At 44.1% G+C, this 19,238-nt stretch carries 21 protein-coding genes; 15 read left to right on the top strand and 6 right to left on the bottom strand.

The window, feature by feature from the left end; all coding sequences use genetic code 11:
* Positions 1-143 precede the first annotated feature (143 nt).
* Complete coding sequence (locus IFO66_RS14060; protein WP_192025752.1) at positions 144-302, bottom strand: DUF1328 domain-containing protein; 159 nt, start codon at positions 300-302, stop codon at positions 144-146.
* A gap of 199 nt (positions 303-501) precedes the next feature.
* Between IFO66_RS14060 and IFO66_RS14055 the strand changes: the two genes are divergently transcribed.
* The 8 genes from IFO66_RS14055 to IFO66_RS14020 all read left to right on the top strand — a co-directional run bounded on the left by IFO66_RS14055 (position 502) and on the right by IFO66_RS14020 (position 7,852).
* A complete protein-coding gene (locus tag IFO66_RS14055; RefSeq protein WP_192025751.1) occupies positions 502-1,023 on the top strand; it encodes a DUF948 domain-containing protein in 522 nt (173 codons plus the stop codon).
* Positions 1,024-1,253: 230 nt separating this feature from the next.
* A complete protein-coding gene (locus IFO66_RS14050; RefSeq protein ID WP_192025750.1) occupies positions 1,254-2,420 on the top strand; it encodes a SpoIIE family protein phosphatase in 1,167 nt (388 codons plus the stop codon).
* 22 nt (positions 2,421-2,442) lie between these two features.
* The gene (locus IFO66_RS14045) at positions 2,443-3,309 is read left to right on the top strand and encodes a CheR family methyltransferase (protein WP_337913085.1); all 867 of its coding nucleotides are present in this window, start codon (positions 2,443-2,445) and stop codon (positions 3,307-3,309) included.
* 26 nt (positions 3,310-3,335) lie between these two features.
* A complete protein-coding gene (locus IFO66_RS14040; RefSeq protein ID WP_192025749.1) occupies positions 3,336-4,550 on the top strand; it encodes an ATP-binding protein in 1,215 nt (404 codons plus the stop codon).
* Positions 4,551-4,654: 104 nt separating this feature from the next.
* Complete coding sequence (locus IFO66_RS14035) at positions 4,655-4,972, top strand: STAS domain-containing protein (protein WP_192025748.1); 318 nt, start codon at positions 4,655-4,657, stop codon at positions 4,970-4,972.
* A 36-nt stretch (positions 4,973-5,008) separates the two neighbouring features.
* Positions 5,009-5,467, top strand: a complete 459-nt coding sequence (rsbW, locus tag IFO66_RS14030) for an anti-sigma B factor RsbW (protein ID WP_192025747.1) — start codon at positions 5,009-5,011, stop codon at positions 5,465-5,467.
* Positions 5,464-6,234 carry a sigma-70 family RNA polymerase sigma factor gene (locus IFO66_RS14025; RefSeq protein ID WP_192025746.1) on the top strand — a complete coding sequence of 257 codons (771 nt, stop codon included), beginning with the start codon at positions 5,464-5,466 and terminating at the stop codon, positions 6,232-6,234. Before rsbW ends, IFO66_RS14025 begins: the two co-directional genes overlap by 4 nt.
* Before the next feature lie 241 nt (positions 6,235-6,475).
* On the top strand, positions 6,476-7,852 hold the full coding sequence (locus IFO66_RS14020) for an amino acid permease (protein ID WP_192025745.1): 1,377 nt from the start codon (positions 6,476-6,478) through the stop codon (positions 7,850-7,852).
* 70 nt (positions 7,853-7,922) lie between these two features.
* On the opposite strand, the gene IFO66_RS14015 is transcribed toward IFO66_RS14020, so the two are convergent.
* From IFO66_RS14015 to IFO66_RS14005, 3 genes are all read right to left on the bottom strand, one after another.
* Positions 7,923-8,300, bottom strand: a complete 378-nt coding sequence (locus tag IFO66_RS14015) for a hypothetical protein (protein WP_051217412.1) — start codon at positions 8,298-8,300, stop codon at positions 7,923-7,925.
* A gap of 15 nt (positions 8,301-8,315) precedes the next feature.
* Entirely contained in the window at positions 8,316-8,795 is a 480-nt protein-coding gene (locus tag IFO66_RS14010; RefSeq protein WP_192025744.1) for a YtxH domain-containing protein, read from the bottom strand.
* Positions 8,796-8,939: 144 nt separating this feature from the next.
* Positions 8,940-9,608 carry a phosphatase PAP2 family protein gene (locus IFO66_RS14005; RefSeq protein WP_192025743.1) on the bottom strand — a complete coding sequence of 223 codons (669 nt, stop codon included), beginning with the start codon at positions 9,606-9,608 and terminating at the stop codon, positions 8,940-8,942.
* Positions 9,609-9,739: 131 nt separating this feature from the next.
* Here IFO66_RS14005 and IFO66_RS14000 point away from each other — a divergent pair, with 131 nt between their 5' ends.
* Both IFO66_RS14000 and IFO66_RS13995 read left to right on the top strand, forming a co-directional pair.
* The gene (locus IFO66_RS14000) at positions 9,740-10,735 is read left to right on the top strand and encodes an asparaginase (protein WP_192025742.1); all 996 of its coding nucleotides are present in this window, start codon (positions 9,740-9,742) and stop codon (positions 10,733-10,735) included.
* Between the two features lie 19 nt (positions 10,736-10,754).
* The gene (locus IFO66_RS13995) at positions 10,755-11,459 is read left to right on the top strand and encodes a copper homeostasis protein CutC (protein WP_192025741.1); all 705 of its coding nucleotides are present in this window, start codon (positions 10,755-10,757) and stop codon (positions 11,457-11,459) included.
* 107 nt (positions 11,460-11,566) lie between these two features.
* On the opposite strand, the gene IFO66_RS13990 is transcribed toward IFO66_RS13995, so the two are convergent.
* Positions 11,567-11,791, bottom strand: a complete 225-nt coding sequence (locus IFO66_RS13990) for a DUF1128 family protein (protein ID WP_192025740.1) — start codon at positions 11,789-11,791, stop codon at positions 11,567-11,569.
* Positions 11,792-11,971: 180 nt separating this feature from the next.
* Here IFO66_RS13990 and yyaC point away from each other — a divergent pair, with 180 nt between their 5' ends.
* From yyaC to IFO66_RS13975, 3 genes are all read left to right on the top strand, one after another.
* Positions 11,972-12,520 carry a spore protease YyaC gene (yyaC, locus tag IFO66_RS13985; protein ID WP_192025739.1) on the top strand — a complete coding sequence of 183 codons (549 nt, stop codon included), beginning with the start codon at positions 11,972-11,974 and terminating at the stop codon, positions 12,518-12,520.
* A gap of 487 nt (positions 12,521-13,007) precedes the next feature.
* The gene (locus tag IFO66_RS13980) at positions 13,008-13,805 is read left to right on the top strand and encodes an alpha/beta fold hydrolase (RefSeq protein WP_192025738.1); all 798 of its coding nucleotides are present in this window, start codon (positions 13,008-13,010) and stop codon (positions 13,803-13,805) included.
* Between the two features lie 213 nt (positions 13,806-14,018).
* Positions 14,019-15,215, top strand: coding sequence for a class I SAM-dependent methyltransferase (locus IFO66_RS13975; RefSeq protein ID WP_337913077.1), 1,197 nt, complete (start codon positions 14,019-14,021; stop codon positions 15,213-15,215).
* A gap of 135 nt (positions 15,216-15,350) precedes the next feature.
* Here the strand turns inward: IFO66_RS13975 and IFO66_RS13970 are convergent, their stop codons facing one another.
* Positions 15,351-15,851, bottom strand: coding sequence for a GNAT family N-acetyltransferase (locus IFO66_RS13970; RefSeq protein WP_192025737.1), 501 nt, complete (start codon positions 15,849-15,851; stop codon positions 15,351-15,353).
* Positions 15,852-16,034: 183 nt separating this feature from the next.
* Between IFO66_RS13970 and IFO66_RS13965 the strand changes: the two genes are divergently transcribed.
* Positions 16,035-16,712 carry a PilZ domain-containing protein gene (locus tag IFO66_RS13965; RefSeq protein WP_192025736.1) on the top strand — a complete coding sequence of 226 codons (678 nt, stop codon included), beginning with the start codon at positions 16,035-16,037 and terminating at the stop codon, positions 16,710-16,712.
* Positions 16,713-16,873: 161 nt separating this feature from the next.
* Positions 16,874-19,189 (top strand): O-antigen ligase family protein, encoded by a 2,316-nt coding sequence (locus tag IFO66_RS13960; RefSeq protein ID WP_192025735.1) that lies wholly within the window; start codon positions 16,874-16,876, stop codon positions 19,187-19,189.
* Positions 19,190-19,238 lie beyond the last annotated feature (49 nt).

Genomic DNA, 19,238 nt, shown 5'->3' with positions numbered 1-19,238 from the left:
CGTGGTTTGGGATCTGCATCATGTGCGTGAATCCTGCTATTCATGAAAAAGGGGTATTCGTTAGTTTTTCGAGACTAACGAATACCCCTTTTATGTTACTTCCTTCTAAGACGTGCTTGTTCGTTGCTTGTAGCATTAGATCGTTATGCCCTTCTCCCTGTTAGCAGGGATACAATAAACAGAATTAAGAAGATGAAGAAGACGATCTTAGCGATAGATGTAGCGGCCTCCACAATCCCGAAAAAGCCAAATATACCTGCAATTAAGGCAATGATTAGAAATAAAAATGCCCATCTTAACATGTTTACCCTCTCCTTTGTCGCTTGTTGACACATTCATAACCGTACTTACAGAAGTTTGAAACAGGCAAGTTTATCGTGTACTGCAGTTGTTTCAGCCTAAGATGCACCGGGTAATCATCCTATACAATCGTGTTAAAGAATGGCATCGGATATGAACAGAACATGCGTTTACAGCATGTTTGAAAGAGAGGGACCGTCTATGATTTTACAAATAAGTGTTAGTATTGCAGCTATCGCATTCGTTGTACTCGTCTATTTTATGATTCAGACGTTAAAGGCGGCTAATCAGTCATTGGAGCGTGCTTCCGCTACCCTTGAAAATGTGCAGCGTACGATTGAGTCGTTAAATACAGACCTACAAGCTGTGGCGCGCAATGCGAATGAAGTTACGGCAAGTATCCAACATCAGTTAAGTAAGCTGGAGCCGATCACAGATTCGATGCAGCATGCAGGTGAGGCTTTAAGTGAGGTAACGTTGGCAGTAAAAGAAGTATCCGCTGGATTTGCAAACGGTCTTCGCGGGAAGGCATCAATGGACAAGCGGCAACATTCTGGGCGCCCTCAACAACAATCGGCTGTGAGCTCGTCGCCAATGGGAACGATAGAATCGCCTTCTTCATCAATACCTCAGCAAGCAAGTTGTCAGCCAAATTGGTATTCGTGGGTAGATGCAGGAGCGCAAGTATGGAAGGTGTTCCGTGCGATTAACTCGAAATCTTAGCTGACTAGCTGCTGAGTATCTTTACACAGTCATGGATTATCGATCATAGATACGCTCAGGGGAGGCCGATTATCGCGATAAGATAGTCGGTCTTTTATGCTGAAATAGACGGGGTAATATAACATTGCAATTATGCTTAATGTCTATGTAATTCAACGATAAAGTAGCCCGATATAGATGTGCAGTGTATCATAATAAATAGTGGGTAACAGAGAAAGGAGGATTTTTCTATGAACATACTTGTTGTAGATGATAATCCAACGAACGTCATGCTTATCCGAGAAATATTGCGTAAAGACGGATACCAACACATTTCTACGGCTTCTTGTGCACAAGAGATGTACCAGCAATTAGGACTCGATTATTCAGGTGCAGTGGAAGACGCTCATCCAAAAGAGCCGGATGTTGATCTTATTTTACTAGATATGATGATGCCTGAAATCGACGGTTTGCAGGCTTGCAGACATATACAGCAGTTAAATCATCTACGTGATATTCCGATTATTATGGTGACTGCAGTAGCGGATTCGAACATACTCGCAGATGCATTGGATGCAGGTGCAGTTGATTATGTGACCAAGCCTGTCAACCGAATTGAGCTGTTGGCTCGGATTAGACTCGCACTTCGATTGAAGCAAGAGAAGGATTGGCATAAAGAACGTGATTCCCATATTCGCCAAGAGCTTCGACTTGCTGCCAAAGTTCAAGAATCGGTATTAACCGAGCCGTATGAAGATCAAGCCATTACGATCAAGGCGATTTATCGACCTTCAGAAGAGCTGGCAGGAGACTTGTATGCATGGTTCCCGCTTAGCAACGGCAAATATGGTGTACTTATTTTAGATATGATGGGACATGGTGTGTCATCAGCATTGTTGTGTATGTATATTGCATCCGCATTGCGTACATCAGTCAAAAGTGAGGCATCTCCTGATATTGTGCTGCAGCAGTTGAATGCCAAGTTTGATCAACTTTATATGAATGACAGCTTGACGCTATATTATATGACGGCCATTTACATGATTGTAGACACGAAGAATGATGTCATTCATTACGCCAATGCAGGCCATCCTCCTGGCATTGTTGTCATGGATAATGGTGAAGTGGTTCAAATGGAGACGACAGGTCATCCAGTCGGGATGTTCCCTGAGCTACACATTGCTGTCAAGGAAATATCTTGTACACATCGTTTCCGAATTGGTCTGTATACGGATGGGTTGGTAGAGTCAACTGTCCAATCTTTAGATACGGCGATAGCGAATTTGACACAATTGGTGAAGACAGAATCAGATGTTGATGATTCAGTGGCGTGGGAGCAATTGTTCGCCAATGAAAGTTTACATGAGGATGATAAGTGCCTTGTATGGGTAGACGTACATCATAGACAAGACGTGTAGGAAAGGGGGATAACGAGACCGGGTGAATGAACGTAGGCAAGAAGTAGATAATAATAGCACGGATCGAGATGAGGTTCGTGAGCGAATCGAGATTGAGCTGCTCTTGGAAGGTGTATACCGAATGTATGGGTATGACTTTAGAGATTATGCTTATCCGTCACTGAAGCGCCGAATATGGCATCAAATTTTTCGTGAGCAGCTTCATTCGATTTCAGCATTACAAGGCAAGGTACTATCTGATCCTGATTGTGTAGATAGATTTGTGCGTAATCTGTCCATACCAGTGACAGAAATGTTTCGCGATCCTTCCATGTTCAAGGCGTTTCGGGAGAAAGTAGTTCCTAAGTTGAGGTCACTTTCTTCTATACGTATTTGGCATGCAGGCTGCTCGACTGGAGAAGAAGTGTACTCCATGGCTATTCTTCTTCAAGAAGAAGGCTTATACGACCGAACACGGTTATATGCAACAGATATGAATAGCCTATCTTTGCAAACAGCTAAAGAAGGAATCTGTTCTTTGGATAAGATGAAACAGTATACGAAAAATTATTTGGAAGCTGGCGGCAAGCGCTCGTTCTCAGAATACTATTCGGCAACAGATGAAGGGACGGTCATATTGAATCCTTTTCTGCGTGAAAATATGATTTTTGCCGATCATAATCTTGCTACGGATATGTCGTTCAATGAGTTCAACGTAGTGTTTTGTCGCAATGTAATGATTTATTTTAATGACCAACTGCGCAATCGTGTACACCGGCTGTTCTATGAGAGCTTAAGCCACAATGGTATATTGGTACTTGGTTCAAAAGAGTCTTTGCACTTTACACAATGTGAATCTTCTTATGAAGAGCTAGATTTCAATGAGAAGATCTATCGGAAAATAAGATAATTCATTAAGGGGGGCATGGAGGCAGCATGCCTACGTTAGAGCCTATTAATATTTTGCTGGTAGACGATTATCCTGAGAACTTGTTAGCGCTAGAAGCGGTATTGTCAGATGAGAATTACCGTTTAGTTACGGCGTCATCGGGTGAAGAAGCGCTTCGGCAGTTGATGAAGGAACAATTTGCTGTCATTGTACTGGATGTGCAGATGCCTGGGATGGATGGAATTGAAACAGCCAAGTGGATTAAGTCGCGTGAGAAGACGCAGCATATTCCAATCATATTTATATCGGCTAATTATACGGATACCGAGCATTTATTTGCTGGTTATTCAGCCGGAGGGATTGATTATATGGTTAAGCCATTCATCCCTCATATTCTCAAGTCGAAGATTGCTAGTTTCGTAGGGATGTTCCAAGCCCAGAAAAGATTGCAGGCGAAGAAAATGCTGCTTCAGCAGAAGACAGAAGAACTAGAGCGGATGAATAAAGAGCTCGAAATAGCAAAAGAAGAGGCTGAACGTGCTGCATCCGTTCGTACGCAATTTCTTACGATGATGAGTCATGAAATACGAACTCCTATGAATGGAGTGCTAGGTATGGTAGATTTGCTGCTTGATAGTGATCTGACGGAAGAACAGAGAAATTACGCCAAATATATTTATAACAGTGCCGATTCGCTGGTGAAAACGCTCAATCGCATTTTGGACTTTACGAAGCTAGAATCAGGTGGGCTTGAGCTGGACATGTATCCATTTTCGATCCATGAAGTGGCGCATGAAGTGTTGGCTTTGTTCGCTTCTGAAGTCATCCAGAGAAACGTAATCTTATCCTTGGATATAGATGAGCATATTCCGACTTATCTTAGTGGAGATAGGGAGCGATTGCGCCAAGTGTTAGTAAATGTAATTGGCAACGCAGTTAAATTTACAGCAGAAGGTTCAATTGAGGTAACGATCAAGCTGTTGTCGCTTCATCAAGAACAAGATGACTGTTGGATACAATTTGAGATAAGGGACACAGGGATTGGAATACCAGAAGGGAAGAAAACAGGTCTTTTTCAGCCATTTTTCCAGTTGGATTCATCCTTGAGCAGGAAATATGGTGGAAGCGGATTGGGCTTAGCTATTTGCCAAACAATCGTACAAGCGATGGACGGGGAAATAAACATTTTGCCTAGTGAAAAAGGAACATTTGTACAATTTTACGTTCGTGCGAAAATTATTGATGAAGAACGTAATATATAGTGTTTCAAACATGGTGGAGCATGTTTAAGTACAAAGAGATAAAGCAATGAAGGTATTTGAGCAGAACGAAACTATTCATGTCGTTTATTTAGGGGAGAGAATATATGAGCCACAAGTTTACAGCAGTTACGTTAAATGAAGCAGACGGTATTCGTGTCAAGCTCCAGGGTGAACTGGATCTGGCAGCAGCAGGTGAATTCCGTACAATGATGGAGCCTTTGGCGGTAGACCCTAGCACTAGACTGACATTGGATTTAAGCGAGCTGTCTTACATTGACAGCACAGGGATAGGAATACTCATTTCCATTTTAAAAGTCCGGCATGCCGAGCAGGCGCCTTTCTATGTGGAGAATGTTCCACCGCATGTACAAAAGTTGTTTGATGTGACAGGCATTTCTAAGTTTTTAATTCCACAGCGCTAATATAAAGCGAATATGAGGGTGAAAGGATAAGTAAACATGGCAGAGGTAAAAACAAAGCAGCAAGTGAAGTTAAGCTTGCCTGCACAAGCTGATTATGTCGATGTGGTGCGCCTTACTTTGTATGGTATAGCCAGCAGAATCGGATTTTCCTATGAAGAAATTGAAGATATGAAAGTAGCCGTTTCAGAAGCGTGTAACAACGCGGTGTTGTATGCATATAGCCAAGAAGGCGGCGTGGTAGATGTTATTTTTGATATCGGTGACCATGAATTAGAACTGACGATCCGAGATCAAGGATCAAGCTTTATGGCAAATGACAAATTTGGTCATGCAACAGGATGGCATGATAAGTCATTGGATGATGTTCAGGCAGGTGGATTAGGCTTCTATCTGATGCAGGCACTAATGGATGATGTGAGCATTTCTAGTCAAGACGGTCGTGGTACGGAAGTTAAGATGATGAAGCGGGTTCTGGCAATCGGGGAGGCCAAATGACAATTCCACATCCTAAAATGACCGAGGATGCAAATGAACTAATCCGCCTGTATCAACAAAGCCACGACAATGACATTGCTACCGTTCTCATCCAAAAATACGAGCCGATGGTTAAAATGGCCGCAGGCAAAATATCACGTAACCGACCAGATTTGTATGAAGATTTGATGCAAGTAGGGAATATGGCTATGATTCGCTTGCTACAGCAGTTTGATCCTCTTATGGGAGTGCCGTTCGAGGCATATGCGATGAAGAGTATGATCGGCCATATGAAAAATTATTTGCGAGACAAGTCTTGGTACATCCAGGTGCCGAGGAGAATTAAAGAAAAAGGTGCAGTTGTTCAGCAGACGATCGATGAATTAACGATTCAATTAGAGCGATCCCCAAGTATCGATGAAATTGCTGCCCGCTTGGAGCTTTCTGTGGAAGAGACAGTTGAAGTGTTGGCAGGTAGGGAATGTTATCATTATGTATCGTTAGATACGCCACTGTCTCAGGATGAGAGTGCGGCTACATTAGGGGAATTAATTAGTTCGGAAGCGAATGATTACGAATCCGTTGAGCATAAGATGGATTTGCTTGAGGCGATGAAACAGTTAAAGCAAGAAGAAGTAAAGGTACTCATGCTTATATTTGAACAAGGACTATCGCAACGTACGGTTGCTGAGCAGCTTGGTGTATCACAAATGAGTGTATCGCGCATCCAGCGAAGGGCAACAGAAAAGTTGAAGAACATTTTGACGAATCACGATCTCGTTCGATGATGATAAAGCAATTCACATTGAACGCTGTAGATGATTTTGGTAATGATTATCAGATTATAATATCCCTTGAATCTATAACATCTACATAAGCATGCTGTTCTTGCACTAATGCACAGGACAAGCATGCTTTTTCGTGATGGGTAACCCCCAACATTTGTAGGCTTCTTCGTAAAAGATGGGCATGATAAAATATGACCTTACAACAACATGTTGGACATCTAGAGGGGTGCAGCAAACAACAATGAAAGATTGGTTTCGTAAAAAAGATGTGAACAAGCTGCTTGCTCAAAGCAATGACAGAAAAGGTTCGAAAACATTAGGAGCACTTGACCTAACTTTGCTAGGCATGGGTGCAATTATCGGGACAGGCGTTATGGTACTTACAGGCTTGGTCGCAGCAAGAGATGCAGGCCCTGCAGTAATTCTTTCCTTCATTTTGGCTGGTATCGTGTGCGCATTCGCAGCATTGTGCTATGCGGAAATCTCTTCAGCCGTTCCGATTGGAGGAAGTGCTTATACTTACGCCTATATTACAGTAGGTGAATTGGTGGCTCATTTAATGGGCTGGACGCTCTTAGCCGTTTATGTTCTGATGATTTCAGCCGTGGCGAGTGGTTGGACAGGTTATTTGAACAATATATTAGATTCGTTTGGAATAGGTATTCCTGTTGAATGGATGACCATTCCTGCTAATGGAGGGATTGTGAATCTTCCTGCCATTCTGATGGTGTTGTTTATGACATGGTTGCTATTGCGGGGGACAAAAGAAAGTAAGACCGTTAATAACATCATGGTATTTGTAAAGCTAGGGGTTATTTTGCTCTTTATTATCGTTGGCGCTTTCTACGTAGAGCCTGCGAATTGGACTCCATTTATGCCTTATGGCACAAGCGGAGTGCTAGCAGGAGCAGCAGCTGTATTTTTTGCCTTCCTTGGTTTTGATGCCATTTCTACTTCTGCTGAAGATGCGAAGAACCCGCAGCGGGATTTACCAAAAGGTATTATCGGTTCCTTGGCAATTAGTACAGTGATTTACGTATTCGTATGTGTTGTTATGACGGGGATGGCCTCTTATACACAGTTGAATGTGCCAGAAGCGATGGCATACGTTCTTCATCTTGTAGGTAGAAATGAAGTAGCGGGTATTATTGCGATTGGTGCTGTTATCGGCATGCTTGCTGTCGTGTTGGCATACATTTATGCGGCGACAAGAGTCATGATGACGATGAGTCGTGACGGATTGATTCCGCGATCCTTCACGAAGCTGAACAAGAATGATGCTCCAACGGTGGCATTGTGGTTTATAGGCGGTGTAAGTGCCTTTATTGCAGGCTTTATGGATTTGAAGGTACTAGCTGACCTCGCTAACATTGGGGCGCTGCTGACATTCGTTATGGTTGGGCTCTCTGTTATTTTGCTTCGCCGCTCCCATCCGAATTTGAAACGCGGATTTGTGGTGCCATTTATGCCGCTCATTCCGATATTATCGATCGCAAGTTGTGTGTTGTTGATGGTGAACTTGCCATTCCGAACCTGGATCATATTCGGAATTTGGCTTGTCATTGGGCTAGTGTGGTATATCGTGTATTCCAAAATTCGCGGTCCTATTCATAAATAGAACATTGAAGTAAACAAAGAAGCTCTGGGCACGATTGCTGCCTAGAGCTTCTTTATAGTTGGTAAAGAGATTATGATTCTGGGAAAGGCATCCGTTCGCTGTCCAATGGCTTGTAAGAGTGTGTCTCTTCCCTTGGAACAGAGCGGTCGTCTTTTAATGCAGCTAATATTTCGTTCAACTGTTCATGAGCTTGGGCCTGGATATTATCAGGAACTTGTCCATAGCCAGAAAAGGATGCCTTCTCAGCTTCGATCAACAGCTTGCCGTCAGGTAAATAGATGGCAGGGACTGTGAACACATGAGAGGCACGCAGCTCATCCATCTCTTGATCGATCCAGCCTAGGACGAACGTCTCTTTTTCCTTGCAGCTAATACCTGTGAAACCATGCTGAATGAATACATGGCGCACCCTCTGCGCTGGGGCGCTTACTATTGAAGTTGTGTTCATAGCGGTGCAGCCTCCCTATTTAACGATCGACCCTGGAAGTTGAGCTTCAGGGGGGAGAACGATTCTAGGATTTTGTTCTTCTTGAGATGAAGCGGCTATGTTATCTGCTGCGTCCGCAATAACTTCTTTGGTGTGCAGCACCGTTTCGTCCTTTGCATCCTGAACTTGGTCAGTGATCGCTTGCGTAGCACTTTTTACATTCGTAACAACGATTTCAGCTCTTTCCCCTACGGATTTGACGATGGTAGCTGCTTTATTGCCTAAGTCGCAAGCAGCGTCTTTTGTCATTTCACCAACGGACTGAGCTTTATAGGATATATCTTGTCGCAGCTCACGACCAGACTTCGGTGCAAACAACAGGGCAGCAGCAGCACCTACGAGTCCGCCAATAAGAAGTCCTTTTGCAAAATGGTTCCCATTATTTTGATTCGTTGTGTTATATCCTACCTCGTGGTTATAAGCGGGTGATTGATTCGTATATTGGTTCGTATTCATCTTACATCTCTCCTTAACGTTATAATCGAATTTGTTGTTAAGGAGCATTTACACGGTAGAGGTGCATTTGAAACAATCACGATGTTTAATACTGAGAATTTTGAATCCATTCATTTGTCTACATGCCTTTTGGTGATGGGTCTATTATTTAATTCTACGGTACACATAAATACATATAAAAAACCACAGCATGCCAGCGAATATGCCTGCTACAACATCGGTAATATAATGGACTCCCAAGTAAACTCGGCTTAAAGCGATGCAAATAATAAGTATGCTTGCAAGGCATCCTATCCCCGTCGTTGCTATGTTAGAGCTAATTCCCTTTTCTCTAAGCCATTGTACGAGTAAATAGGCAAGAACTCCATAGAAAGCAGCTGCGACCATAGCATGTCCACTAGGGAAACTGTAACCGTCTGCGATTACCCAATGCTCCCAATCCGGTCTTGTTCGTGCAAATATTTGCTTCATCGTCTCGTTAAGCAAATATCCACCACCTAGGGCAAGGATGAGCGTAAAGGCAGCCTTTCGATTTTTCCAGACTAGCATGAACAAGGCTGATATTACAGCTGCCAGCGAGATAATAAAATAATCGGTTGCCATATGTGTAATGATGGTTACGATATTTGTTACTGTTGGTGTAGCCCATTGCCTTAACGTGTCGGTGACGGCAATATCGATTGGTAGGAGAACGTGCTTTAACACTTTTCTAGTTACCCAAGCCAGTAAAAACAACAATAGTGGAATGGTAATAAGACCCCACCACACACTTAGTGTAAGTTTGGTGGCCTGCTGCGTAGATTTATTACTCATTACGTTTACATCCTTTCCGACGTACATAACGATAGTATGTAGAATCTGCGAGAGCAAATTCGTTGTGAATTCGGTATAATGAGAAGTGATTATAACATAATTACGATTATAAAGATAAAGGGTGCCGCATCATGTACAAACGATTAGTTGAAGAAACACGAGGTGGCTGGGTAGAATGCGAGCACTGGGGTGCTATCTGTGCAGTTGATGCATCTGGTTCGCTTCTGCATGCCATCGGTGATATGAACAGACCTACGTTTCTTAGATCAGCAGGCAAGCCGCTACAGGCGATTCCTGTTGTAAAAAGCGGGGTACTTGAGCATTATGGTTATGGGGATCGAGAGTTGGCTTTGATGATGTCCTCGCATCGTGGTGAAGATATGCATATGCAGACGATTGATGGCATGATGACGGCTAGTGGGCTGGAACAAGATACATTAGTTTGCCACCCTTCCTATCCGCTTCACGAATCATCTCGTCATGATTGGATTCGCGGAGGCGGGCAGCCTGAACGCCGCTTCCATAATTGTTCGGGCAAGCATTTTGGTGTGTTGGCTTGGTGTAAGCAGGAAGGTTATGAATTGGATACGTACACGCATCCTACCCATCCAGCTCAAATTCAGATTACCGAAGCGGTTCTCGAAATGGCAGGAGTATCGCCTGATATTGTAGGAGTAGGCACGGATGGCTGCGGCTTCCCAGTCTACGCACTTCCATTACCAGCGATCGCTACCGCTTACTTGAAGTTAGGCAATCCATCGTTAATTGCTGATGAACCGATAAGACAAGCAGTTACACGTATTAATCAAGCGATGACGAGCTATCCGCTGTTAGTTGGTGGTACAGGCCGTTTAGACTCCGTGTTAATGGAAGATGACAACATCGTTGCTAAAGGTGGATTTAAAGGAGTATTTGGCTTTGCTTTGAAAGAGGAGCAGCTAGGTTTTGCTGTGAAAATTGCAGATGGTTCTGATGAAGAATGTGCTTATGTGATTGCTGAGCTACTAAGACAAATAAATTATAAACAAGAATCAACGATTCAGCGATTGGAAGAAGCGTTCCCAACTATCATCAAAAATGACCAAGGGTTAATTGTTGGAGAGCGCCATACCGTTTTTAAGTTATAAGGTTTATGAGGTGGATAACATGAATCGAGTACATTTAGAAGTAATCGCGACGACGCTGAGTGATGTAAAAGCAGCTCAAGCTGGTGGTGCAGATCGTATTGAGCTGATTACGGCTGGAGCTGAAGGTGGATTAACTCCTAGTTATGCGTTAATTGAACAAACGGTTCAAGCTGCCCACATCCCGGTGCGCGTGATGATAAGACCTCATGCTCGTTCATTCGTCTATGATAAGGATGATTGTCTGACGATTGTGCGTGATATTCAAATGGCGAAGCAAGCTGGTGCTGAGGCGATTGTGTTCGGGGCACTTAATGCGGAAGGAAAAGTAGATGAGCAATTGCTTGCAGAAGTTGTTAAGCAGGCGGAAGGTATGTCGATCACCTTCCATCGTGCTATTGACGAAGCGAGCGATCTATTGGAAGCTCTGCAAGTATTGAAGCGCCACCGTTCGATTACGGATGTACTGACTTCTGGCGGCCATTCCACTGCTCAGGAGGGTGCTGTGCAATTGCAGCAGCTTGTAAATGATGCAGGTTCTAACGGTTTGCATATTGTGGCTGGGAGCGGGATCGGCTCCAACAATGTGCAATCACTCATTCGTGAAACAGGAGTTCCATGGGTTCATGCCGGTTCTTCGGTTCGATATGGTGGCTTGATGGCGAATGGCGTAGATACAGAGCGAGTACAGCAGCTTCGTAGCTTGTTAGGTGAAGTGAGCATGTAGTACTGTAGTAATATCATGTAATGAGCTGTCCGATAAGTAGATGATTCCGCTTGTTGGACAGCTCTTTTCCTTCGTATCAAAAAAACCTCGTACAGTTCTGTACTGTATTAAGAACGGCGCAGTTTGCCAAGCTCTTGAACAAGTGCTTCTACTTCACTAATACTGAAGTTTGGCTTGCTAATGACGATGTCATAAATGTCCTTAATATCTTCATATTGATCGACAGAGAAGGCGGAAGCTTGCATGGCAGCAGCTGTTGCCATTTTCAAACGTTCTTTAATTGCCTCAATCATCATTTCTACTTCTGCTTGTGTTCCTGCTTCTACACTCATTAGGATCCTCCTCATCGGTTAAACAACCGTCGTTGAACGTATTGTAACATGGTAAAAGACTTCGTGCACGACTTGGCAATTACGCTTGTCATACAGTACAATAAGGCGTCATTAAGTGCATACGTTTATTTATGATGCTATCTATAACAAATTGCTGTATATAAATTAAGGGGGGAGTTCATGTTTGATCCTATACATCAAGAATGTTTACCTATAAGTAAGCCTCGTAAATGTACGCATGCTGGCTTAGTATCCTTCTTGCAGGAAATCGTTAGTCGGTATGAGGCTAACCGCATCGTATTTGTATGTATTGGCACGGATCGCTCTACAGGCGATGCATTAGGTCCTTTAGTAGGCACGAAACTTCAGGAGCTCGGATATACGCAAGTTATCGGTACGTTGGCTGATCCGTGTGATGCTTCTAGCTTGGAGCGCTATTTAGCTTCTATAGACGGTGAGAAGATTGTGGTGGCGATAGATGCCTGCTTGGGTCATCCCTCTTCGGTAGGGCAGTTTCTCGTAAATAACCAACCTTTGCAGCCAGCTGAATCTGTAGGTACAGCGCTTCCTGCAGTCGGTCATTACAGCATAGCGGCTGTTGTGAACCAACGTGGGCCGAAGCCTTATCTGACACTGCAAACAACCTCGTTATTCCAAGTTGTTCGCATGGTCGATCAGATTGTAGATGCGATAGATTCAACTGTAGCAATTGTAACAGAGCGTTCATAATTAGTGCTGTTATCCAATCATAAAATAGATACCACCACCATAAATTGAAGTTGTGGGCCTAAATAGAAAAGTCGGATGTGGGGCATCCGACTTAGCCTAGCAGAAGCATGAGTTGGGAAACCGCCAAATGCGTGTAATGGTCCGTTCTGTGCGGAGCGGACTACTTTTTGTTTCGATCAGATAACACGATCATCAGTTGAACCATTCCAATCATGAATGTACAAGTGCCGAGAAACAGTTCAAACCCTTCCATGATCAACACCCCCCTTACTTGTTAGGTATGCTGAGTCCAATAGGTGGAGAGTAGGTTAGCGTTAGCTATGTTTCATCGGATATGCAGTTAGTGTATATATTCAATAAGTATGGAACTTTTATGCATACTAGAATCAACAACTGTGCATTCATGAAATTTTTTTATGAATATACACAAAAATTGGCTGTTTTTTCGATTCGTGGCATACAATATAGAATGGAAAGAGGGAGCAGGATGACGAAGATTGAAATTCAAAAGGAATTCCATTTACATATAGGGGATAGCGGTAAGGGAGAGGCTGTTATTTTGCTACATGGTTTTTGTGGCAATAAACAATATTGGTCAGACGTTGTTCCTCATTTACAACAGCAATATCGAGTGATTACGCCTGACTTGCGTGGTCATGGGAAGTCAACCGCTCCGAAAGGGGCATATACGATAGAGCAGATGGCAGATGATATTATTGTATTAGCGGACAAGCTGAAGCTAGATAAGTTCGTACTGCTTGGCCATTCTCTAGGGGGATATGTCACTTTGTCTGTTGCGCAGCGCTTTGCGCATCGTCTTCATGGGTTTGGATTGATTCACTCTACAGGTTATGCAGATTCAGAACAGGCTAAAGAAAATCGTCTAAAAGCCGTTGAACGAATTCAAGCACAAGGAATCGTGCAATTCGTCGATGAGCTTGTCCCGAAACTGTTTAATCCAAATAAACTTGAGCAGCATAAGGAATCTATTCATAAGGCATTGGAGATTGGCTACCATACACCTCCACAAGGTGCGATAGGAGCTGCGCTGGCAATGCGGGAACGAGAAGATCGTACAGCTGTTATGACTGCTACCAAATTACCGCTGTTGCTCGTAGCAGGCGATCAAGATCAGATCGTGCCAGCAGAGCGATTGTTTACTACAGAAGGTTCTCATGTACAGCAAGTGCTACTGCCGGATGTTGGGCATATGGGTATGATGGAGAACCCAGAAGGAATGGCTCATGCCATTAGCCGCTTCATGGAAAGCTTACCTCAACAGTAATCAGCGAAAAGAACAATGGAATATAGGTAATCGATGAATCCTCATCCTCACATAGCTTTATGCAGGCGATCCTTCCATGTAAGGGTCGCCTATTTGGATCTAGAAGCGCTTGGGATGCTCTATGGCACAAGAACCTTGTTAGAAATGTGGTTATGCAGATGGCTTTCGTGTAAACTAAAGTTTAGTTGTAGAGGAAAGTTGGGAGCTATAAAAGTGGAACGTTTACGCGAATTAATAAATGAATGTATACAGTCTGGCAGCTTGCATTCTGCCGTGTTTAGTCAAGTTAGGCAGCAGCCTGAACCCGGCTGCACGAAGGTTACAGCTAAGCCGGTTCAATTGAGAGAAGGCGTTGTCCTTCAGTTGACCTATCATTATGCCAACAAGGTAGCACATGAAAATACGTTGATGACAGAGGCGGCTGATAAGCTGATGCAACTGCTTAACGATCATTTTCAGCAAGCATTGATTCGGACTACTGATGGCGAACATCATGTGCTCATTAGTAAGAAGTACAAAGTCAACATCAAATCGAAGACAGATAAAAAGTCTAAGCAAGTGGATCTTTCTCATAATCGCAAGAAGCAGTACATTATCGAAGATGGGGTTCCGGCCGCTTTTTTGGTCGAGCTTGGCATTATGAGTGCTTCGGGTAACGTCTTAGGTGCCAAATACGATAAGTTTAGGCAAATCAATCGCTTTATAGAGATGGTGGAGGATGTGCTGGACCATCTGCCTGCTGATAGACCAGTTCGTATTATTGACTTTGGATGTGGGAAGTCGTACCTAACATTTGCGCTGTATCATTATTTACATGTATTGCGTGGGCGTGAGGTTCATATTACAGGGCTTGATTTAAAGGAAGATGTTATCGCGCACTGCGAGAAGCTTGCCCGTACGCTTCAATACGATGGACTTCATTTTGCGCTAGGAGATATTGCTCAGTATCAGTGGGCTGGCAATGTAGATATGGTGGTCACTTTGCATGCTTGTGATACAGCGACAGACATGGCTTTAGAGAAGGCAGTACGTTGGGGAGCAAGCGTTATTTTGTCAGTGCCTTGCTGTCAGCATGAGCTTTATCAACAAGTCGCTGCTCCACAATTGGAGCCATTGCTGCGCCATGGCATACTAAAAGAGCGTTTCGCTGCATTAGCTACAGATGCTGCCCGCGCTAAGTTATTAGATGTGGTAGGCTATAGCACACAACTGCTTGAATTTATTGATCTTGAGCATACGCCGAAAAACCTGCTGATCCGTGCAGTTGCGGCCAAGCGCAAGCAGGATGAAGTGGACAAAATGTGGGCGGAATATCAAGCGTATCAGCAGTTCTTACATGTTCGCCCATATTTAGAGCGTGCGCTGCAATCGGAATGGGATCGTCTTGGTCTCGGAACAGGCAGTCATTAATAAGAAGCTATCTCATTCGTTTGTTGTCAATGATAGATGTGGTTGCCCTTATCGTAGGTATAACGCTGTTAAAACACTGTTCAGCAGTATTTACGTTAGGGCAACTTTATTTTAGTAATAAGTCTCTTTACTAGGTCAGCATGCATTAGATGGATTGGATTGTGGTGGTTCGTAGACCATGCAGTAGAACGAGGCTTCTCCAGTAGGAGTAGGTCGTTCATATTCATCGGTAATTTGAAATCCTGCTCGCAAGTACACGTTAACCGCTCGTTTGTTCCATGTGAATACTTCTAAATCGATTTCATTTTCGGGAGCACGGAGCTGCGCTTCTCTTACAATCGCAGTCACAAAATCTACTCCATACCCGTTTCCGCACCATTGCGGCCGCATGCCAAGCCCAATACGAGTAACATTTACAAGCGGGAAAAATTGAGCGAATCCTGCTAGCTCTTTACCAAAGCGAACAGATGCATATTGAGATGTTCGTAGGTCGGGATCGCCAAATTCGATACCCTGTAATTTCATTTCTGACCACGGTAAAAAACGATATATATCAAATGGCGCCTCATACTGCCATGAGCAAATGTCGTCAGCATCTTCCTCGGTCATTGGTTCTATTGTAAAATGATGATCCATACAGCGTACCTCCTTTGCAACCTTCATTATAATGAATATACGAAGCGTGAGTGTCAAGAAAAATAAGTATCTTGGTCTTCTAAATCTTTACTATAGATAATGTGTTGACGATAACATATTTATAAGACGTCATCTATTTGAGTAATAGGATGAATCGAATGGAAAGGGAGCTGAACAACGTTCATGTTTGAAACATCAGCACAAGAGTCATCGCCCTCTAGTCAGCAGCCATTGCGGGTTCTACTTCATAGCCGTACGGTTATAGAGGGGGAAAGTACCGTTGCTACAGGTGTGCTATCTTATATCGAAGGGGATCTAATGGAAGTGGAGCTTCCAGAATATGAACAGTTCGAACTGGGAGAGCAGGTTAAAATCACGATGTACTCGCCGGTGGGCATGTTTACGTTTATGACCAAAGTTATAGCAAGACATTTAGGTTCACTTTTGTTTGTTAATCCGCCACAGCATCAGAAAAAATTTGCGGACAAGCGGGAGCATCCTAGGGTTGAAGTAAGGAATAGTGGTGTAGCCAGCATTTTTAAAAGTGCTCATGGGAATGGGCCAGATCCATTGTCACAAATGGCAATCGATTTGTTGGATATTAGTTTGAACGGAGTAGGCTTCCTTGTTGCGCCTCATTGCGAATGGAAGATAGGCCATAAGCTGAATGTGGAGCTGGACTTAGGCTTCAAATTGCAAGCTGAAGTTTATATTATTCGTCAAGAACATAAAGAATCAGGCTTGATGTGTGGCGGGACGTTGGAGCTCATAGATGATCTATCATCAAGAGCGCTGCGAGCGTTTATTATTCGTAGACAAGTTGAAGTCTATGTACAATCTAAGAAATCGACTGTAAGTTAACATGCTATACACGTTTAACGTTATATCATAACTTGATTAGGGCGATACATAATAGGAGACGATGGTAAAGGCCTTTCCGAATGGAGGGCCTTCTTTGTTTAATGTCACACAGTGTCATTTCTTAGGACGGCACGGTATGTGGTAATGAAGGGGGTGGTTATATGCGTAGTATTCATCAAAAGGAACGACAAAAGAAAGTGGTATTTCGGAATGTAAGAGGTAACGATATTCAACATTATGTACTTGTGTTATGTACATATTGGCTTCTGCTTGGCGGTATGCTGGACTATGGCTGGTTTTATGATCGGGATTATATGCGAGCCGCCTTTGTAGTTATGCCGATAGCTTTATGGCTTGTATCACGAGTTCTTATAAATAGAGGGCATCTAGAAACGAAGAATCGTATCGCAGTCAACATACCGTGGCCGCTGTTATTTCCTTTCATAGCTGCGTTATTTTATGTCATTGGACTGTTAAGCAATCCTGCAAGTGTTCAAGGCACATGGATGCAATTCATACGCTGGATAGGAGCGGGTGCATGGGTTATTGTACTCGTACAACTTGGCGCCTACAACAGCAGTACGGATTCAAGAGTTGCAAGTCATAATGACATCGTTAAACAGGAGAGGCAGCAGTGGATTCACAGGTTGGTGACACTATGTGGTGTGCTGCTATCAGCAGGATCATTGTTTCAATTATACGGATGGATAAAACTTGAGGGGGCAGTCTATTTTAGCTCGGATGTAGAAATATCGGCGCTTGGGTTTCGGTTAGGTGGGTGGTTGCAGTACCCGAATACACTTGGCACGATTGCAGGAGCATTTGCCGTTTATCACCTTTTGGATACATATAGACGCTTGCCATTGCTCCAATCTTCACGACAGTCGCAAGAACTGCAAGAGCCGTATCAACGGGGCATAAAGCATGCTTATATGAAACTGATGCACAGCGAGATGTACGAAGTTATCCTAGCAACTGGGCTTATTTTGCTCCATCTGACGGTTTTAGGATTAACGGAGTCTAGGGGAGCTTGGCTCGCTACCATTTTCGTTCTACTCGTGACTTGGCTGCTGACACCTAGAAAAGAGAAGCTAGGCTTGTTGCTGTTTATGCTGTGGCTGGCAAGCTGGGCGTTGCTATCTGTATTCGCGACCGCGTGGCTATGGCTATCGGATACTGTTCGTTATGCAACATGGACAGCATTTTTCGGATGTCTTCTCAGCAATACGTTACTGCTGCTACTTGCCGGTTATATTCAACGCCGTGTAAAGCAAGGAAGGATGCTGCTCGTTGTTGGGGCAAGCATTATCATTCTAATCGTAGCATGGCTAGCTTGGGCTGTTGCACCAGAGCAGGCGAATGATCGTTTAAATGGTGGGCATTATGAAACCGCATCCGCACGGGTACTTATGTATCAAGATGCATTACGGCTGTGGCAGGAACGCCCGTGGTTTGGGAACGGTGGAGATGCATGGCGACAGCAGTTTGCGAGTATACAGCAGGAGCCCTATGTAGGAAAGGAAGCACATAGTTTATTAGTTGATAGTCTATTGGATATTGGAATAGCAGGAACTCTCGTTGTGGGAGGTATGATCGCTTTTGCAATCATAGGAGCTTGGAGGCGGCATCAAGGAGCGGCTGCAGCCGTGCTTATTGTTGTTCTTCATAGCTTAATCGACTTTGATATGGCATATGGTTTAATCATATGGATCAGCTTAGCATGGCTTGTTATTGCTTGGCTAACTCCAATTCGTAACCAAGTGGTATCTGAACAGCGATGTGATGATAAGACTCAGTCGCATGACGACTCTTCATACAGCGATAACGGAGATGAAACTTTGACGGGTCGGCAACGGCCTACTCCACTGCACAAGAATCGATTCCACTTGAATCGTCGCTTGCTAGCAATAATTCTTACGATCATGTTGGGCACAGGAGTTGTTATGAACTTGCTTCAGGTGGCAGGTCATATAATATTTAACGTGGGGCACCACGTTGGTAACCCAGCTTATCTACGGCTCGCTGTAAGCTTATCACCAGCTAGGACGGATATACGGCTAGCAGCAGCGGAGCATCTGCCACCTGATGAGTCGCTCGCCATGCTGCGCGAAGGCTTGCGCTATGAGCGCCGCGGCAAAGCGCTCTATCGCGCGCTAGCGCTCGCGTCCGAACGCAGCGGACGCGAAGAAGAAGCCGCCGCCTGGTGGAAGGCGGCTGTACAAGCAGACCGCTTCGATAAGGCATTGCAGACCGAAGCGGTCGAACGTCTCGCCGCCATGAGCCATCAGGCGGCGGAGCAAGGGCGCTTCGCCGAGGCGCGTACACTTGCCTTGGCGACACAAGATCGCTTCAGCCAGTATAAGGCTGAAGTGCGCCGAATGGAGGCGCTTGTCAACCCGGCGAACGATAAGCAATTCGCCATCACGCCAGAGGCGCTTCGCGCATCGGCTTCCGTCGAGAGATTGACGTGGCCGTAAAAAGAAGATGAACGCAGCGGTACTCATTCCGAAATGCGTGAATCATCCG

Source organism: Paenibacillus arenosi, from assembly GCF_014841135.1.
GTDB classification, from domain to species: Bacteria; Bacillota; Bacilli; order Paenibacillales; family Paenibacillaceae; genus Paenibacillus_B; species Paenibacillus_B arenosi.
This window is presented reverse-complemented; position numbering and strand designations above follow the sequence as displayed.

What these genes read in the sequence shown, in the direction of transcription:
- yyaC (WP_192025739.1), top strand. Translation starts at nt 11,972, where the DNA reads ATGTTTGATCCTATACATCAAGAATGTTTACCTATAAGTAAGCCTCGT.
- IFO66_RS14055 (WP_192025751.1), top strand. Translation starts at nt 502, where the DNA reads ATGATTTTACAAATAAGTGTTAGTATTGCAGCTATCGCATTCGTTGTA.
- IFO66_RS13965 (WP_192025736.1), top strand. Translation starts at nt 16,035, where the DNA reads ATGTTTGAAACATCAGCACAAGAGTCATCGCCCTCTAGTCAGCAGCCA.
- IFO66_RS14060 (WP_192025752.1), bottom strand. Translation starts at nt 302, where the DNA reads ATGTTAAGATGGGCATTTTTATTTCTAATCATTGCCTTAATTGCAGGT.
- IFO66_RS13970 (WP_192025737.1), bottom strand. Translation starts at nt 15,851, where the DNA reads ATGGATCATCATTTTACAATAGAACCAATGACCGAGGAAGATGCTGAC.
- IFO66_RS13990 (WP_192025740.1), bottom strand. Translation starts at nt 11,791, where the DNA reads ATGAGTGTAGAAGCAGGAACACAAGCAGAAGTAGAAATGATGATTGAG.
- rsbW (WP_192025747.1), top strand. Translation starts at nt 5,009, where the DNA reads ATGGCAGAGGTAAAAACAAAGCAGCAAGTGAAGTTAAGCTTGCCTGCA.
- IFO66_RS14005 (WP_192025743.1), bottom strand. Translation starts at nt 9,608, where the DNA reads ATGAGTAATAAATCTACGCAGCAGGCCACCAAACTTACACTAAGTGTG.
- IFO66_RS14000 (WP_192025742.1), top strand. Translation starts at nt 9,740, where the DNA reads ATGTACAAACGATTAGTTGAAGAAACACGAGGTGGCTGGGTAGAATGC.
- IFO66_RS14050 (WP_192025750.1), top strand. Translation starts at nt 1,254, where the DNA reads ATGAACATACTTGTTGTAGATGATAATCCAACGAACGTCATGCTTATC.
- IFO66_RS14040 (WP_192025749.1), top strand. Translation starts at nt 3,336, where the DNA reads ATGCCTACGTTAGAGCCTATTAATATTTTGCTGGTAGACGATTATCCT.
- IFO66_RS14010 (WP_192025744.1), bottom strand. Translation starts at nt 8,795, where the DNA reads ATGAATACGAACCAATATACGAATCAATCACCCGCTTATAACCACGAG.
- IFO66_RS14035 (WP_192025748.1), top strand. Translation starts at nt 4,655, where the DNA reads ATGAGCCACAAGTTTACAGCAGTTACGTTAAATGAAGCAGACGGTATT.
- IFO66_RS14020 (WP_192025745.1), top strand. Translation starts at nt 6,476, where the DNA reads ATGAAAGATTGGTTTCGTAAAAAAGATGTGAACAAGCTGCTTGCTCAA.
- IFO66_RS13960 (WP_192025735.1), top strand. Translation starts at nt 16,874, where the DNA reads ATGCGTAGTATTCATCAAAAGGAACGACAAAAGAAAGTGGTATTTCGG.
- IFO66_RS13980 (WP_192025738.1), top strand. Translation starts at nt 13,008, where the DNA reads ATGACGAAGATTGAAATTCAAAAGGAATTCCATTTACATATAGGGGAT.
- IFO66_RS14025 (WP_192025746.1), top strand. Translation starts at nt 5,464, where the DNA reads ATGACAATTCCACATCCTAAAATGACCGAGGATGCAAATGAACTAATC.
- IFO66_RS13995 (WP_192025741.1), top strand. Translation starts at nt 10,755, where the DNA reads ATGAATCGAGTACATTTAGAAGTAATCGCGACGACGCTGAGTGATGTA.
- IFO66_RS14015 (WP_051217412.1), bottom strand. Translation starts at nt 8,300, where the DNA reads ATGAACACAACTTCAATAGTAAGCGCCCCAGCGCAGAGGGTGCGCCAT.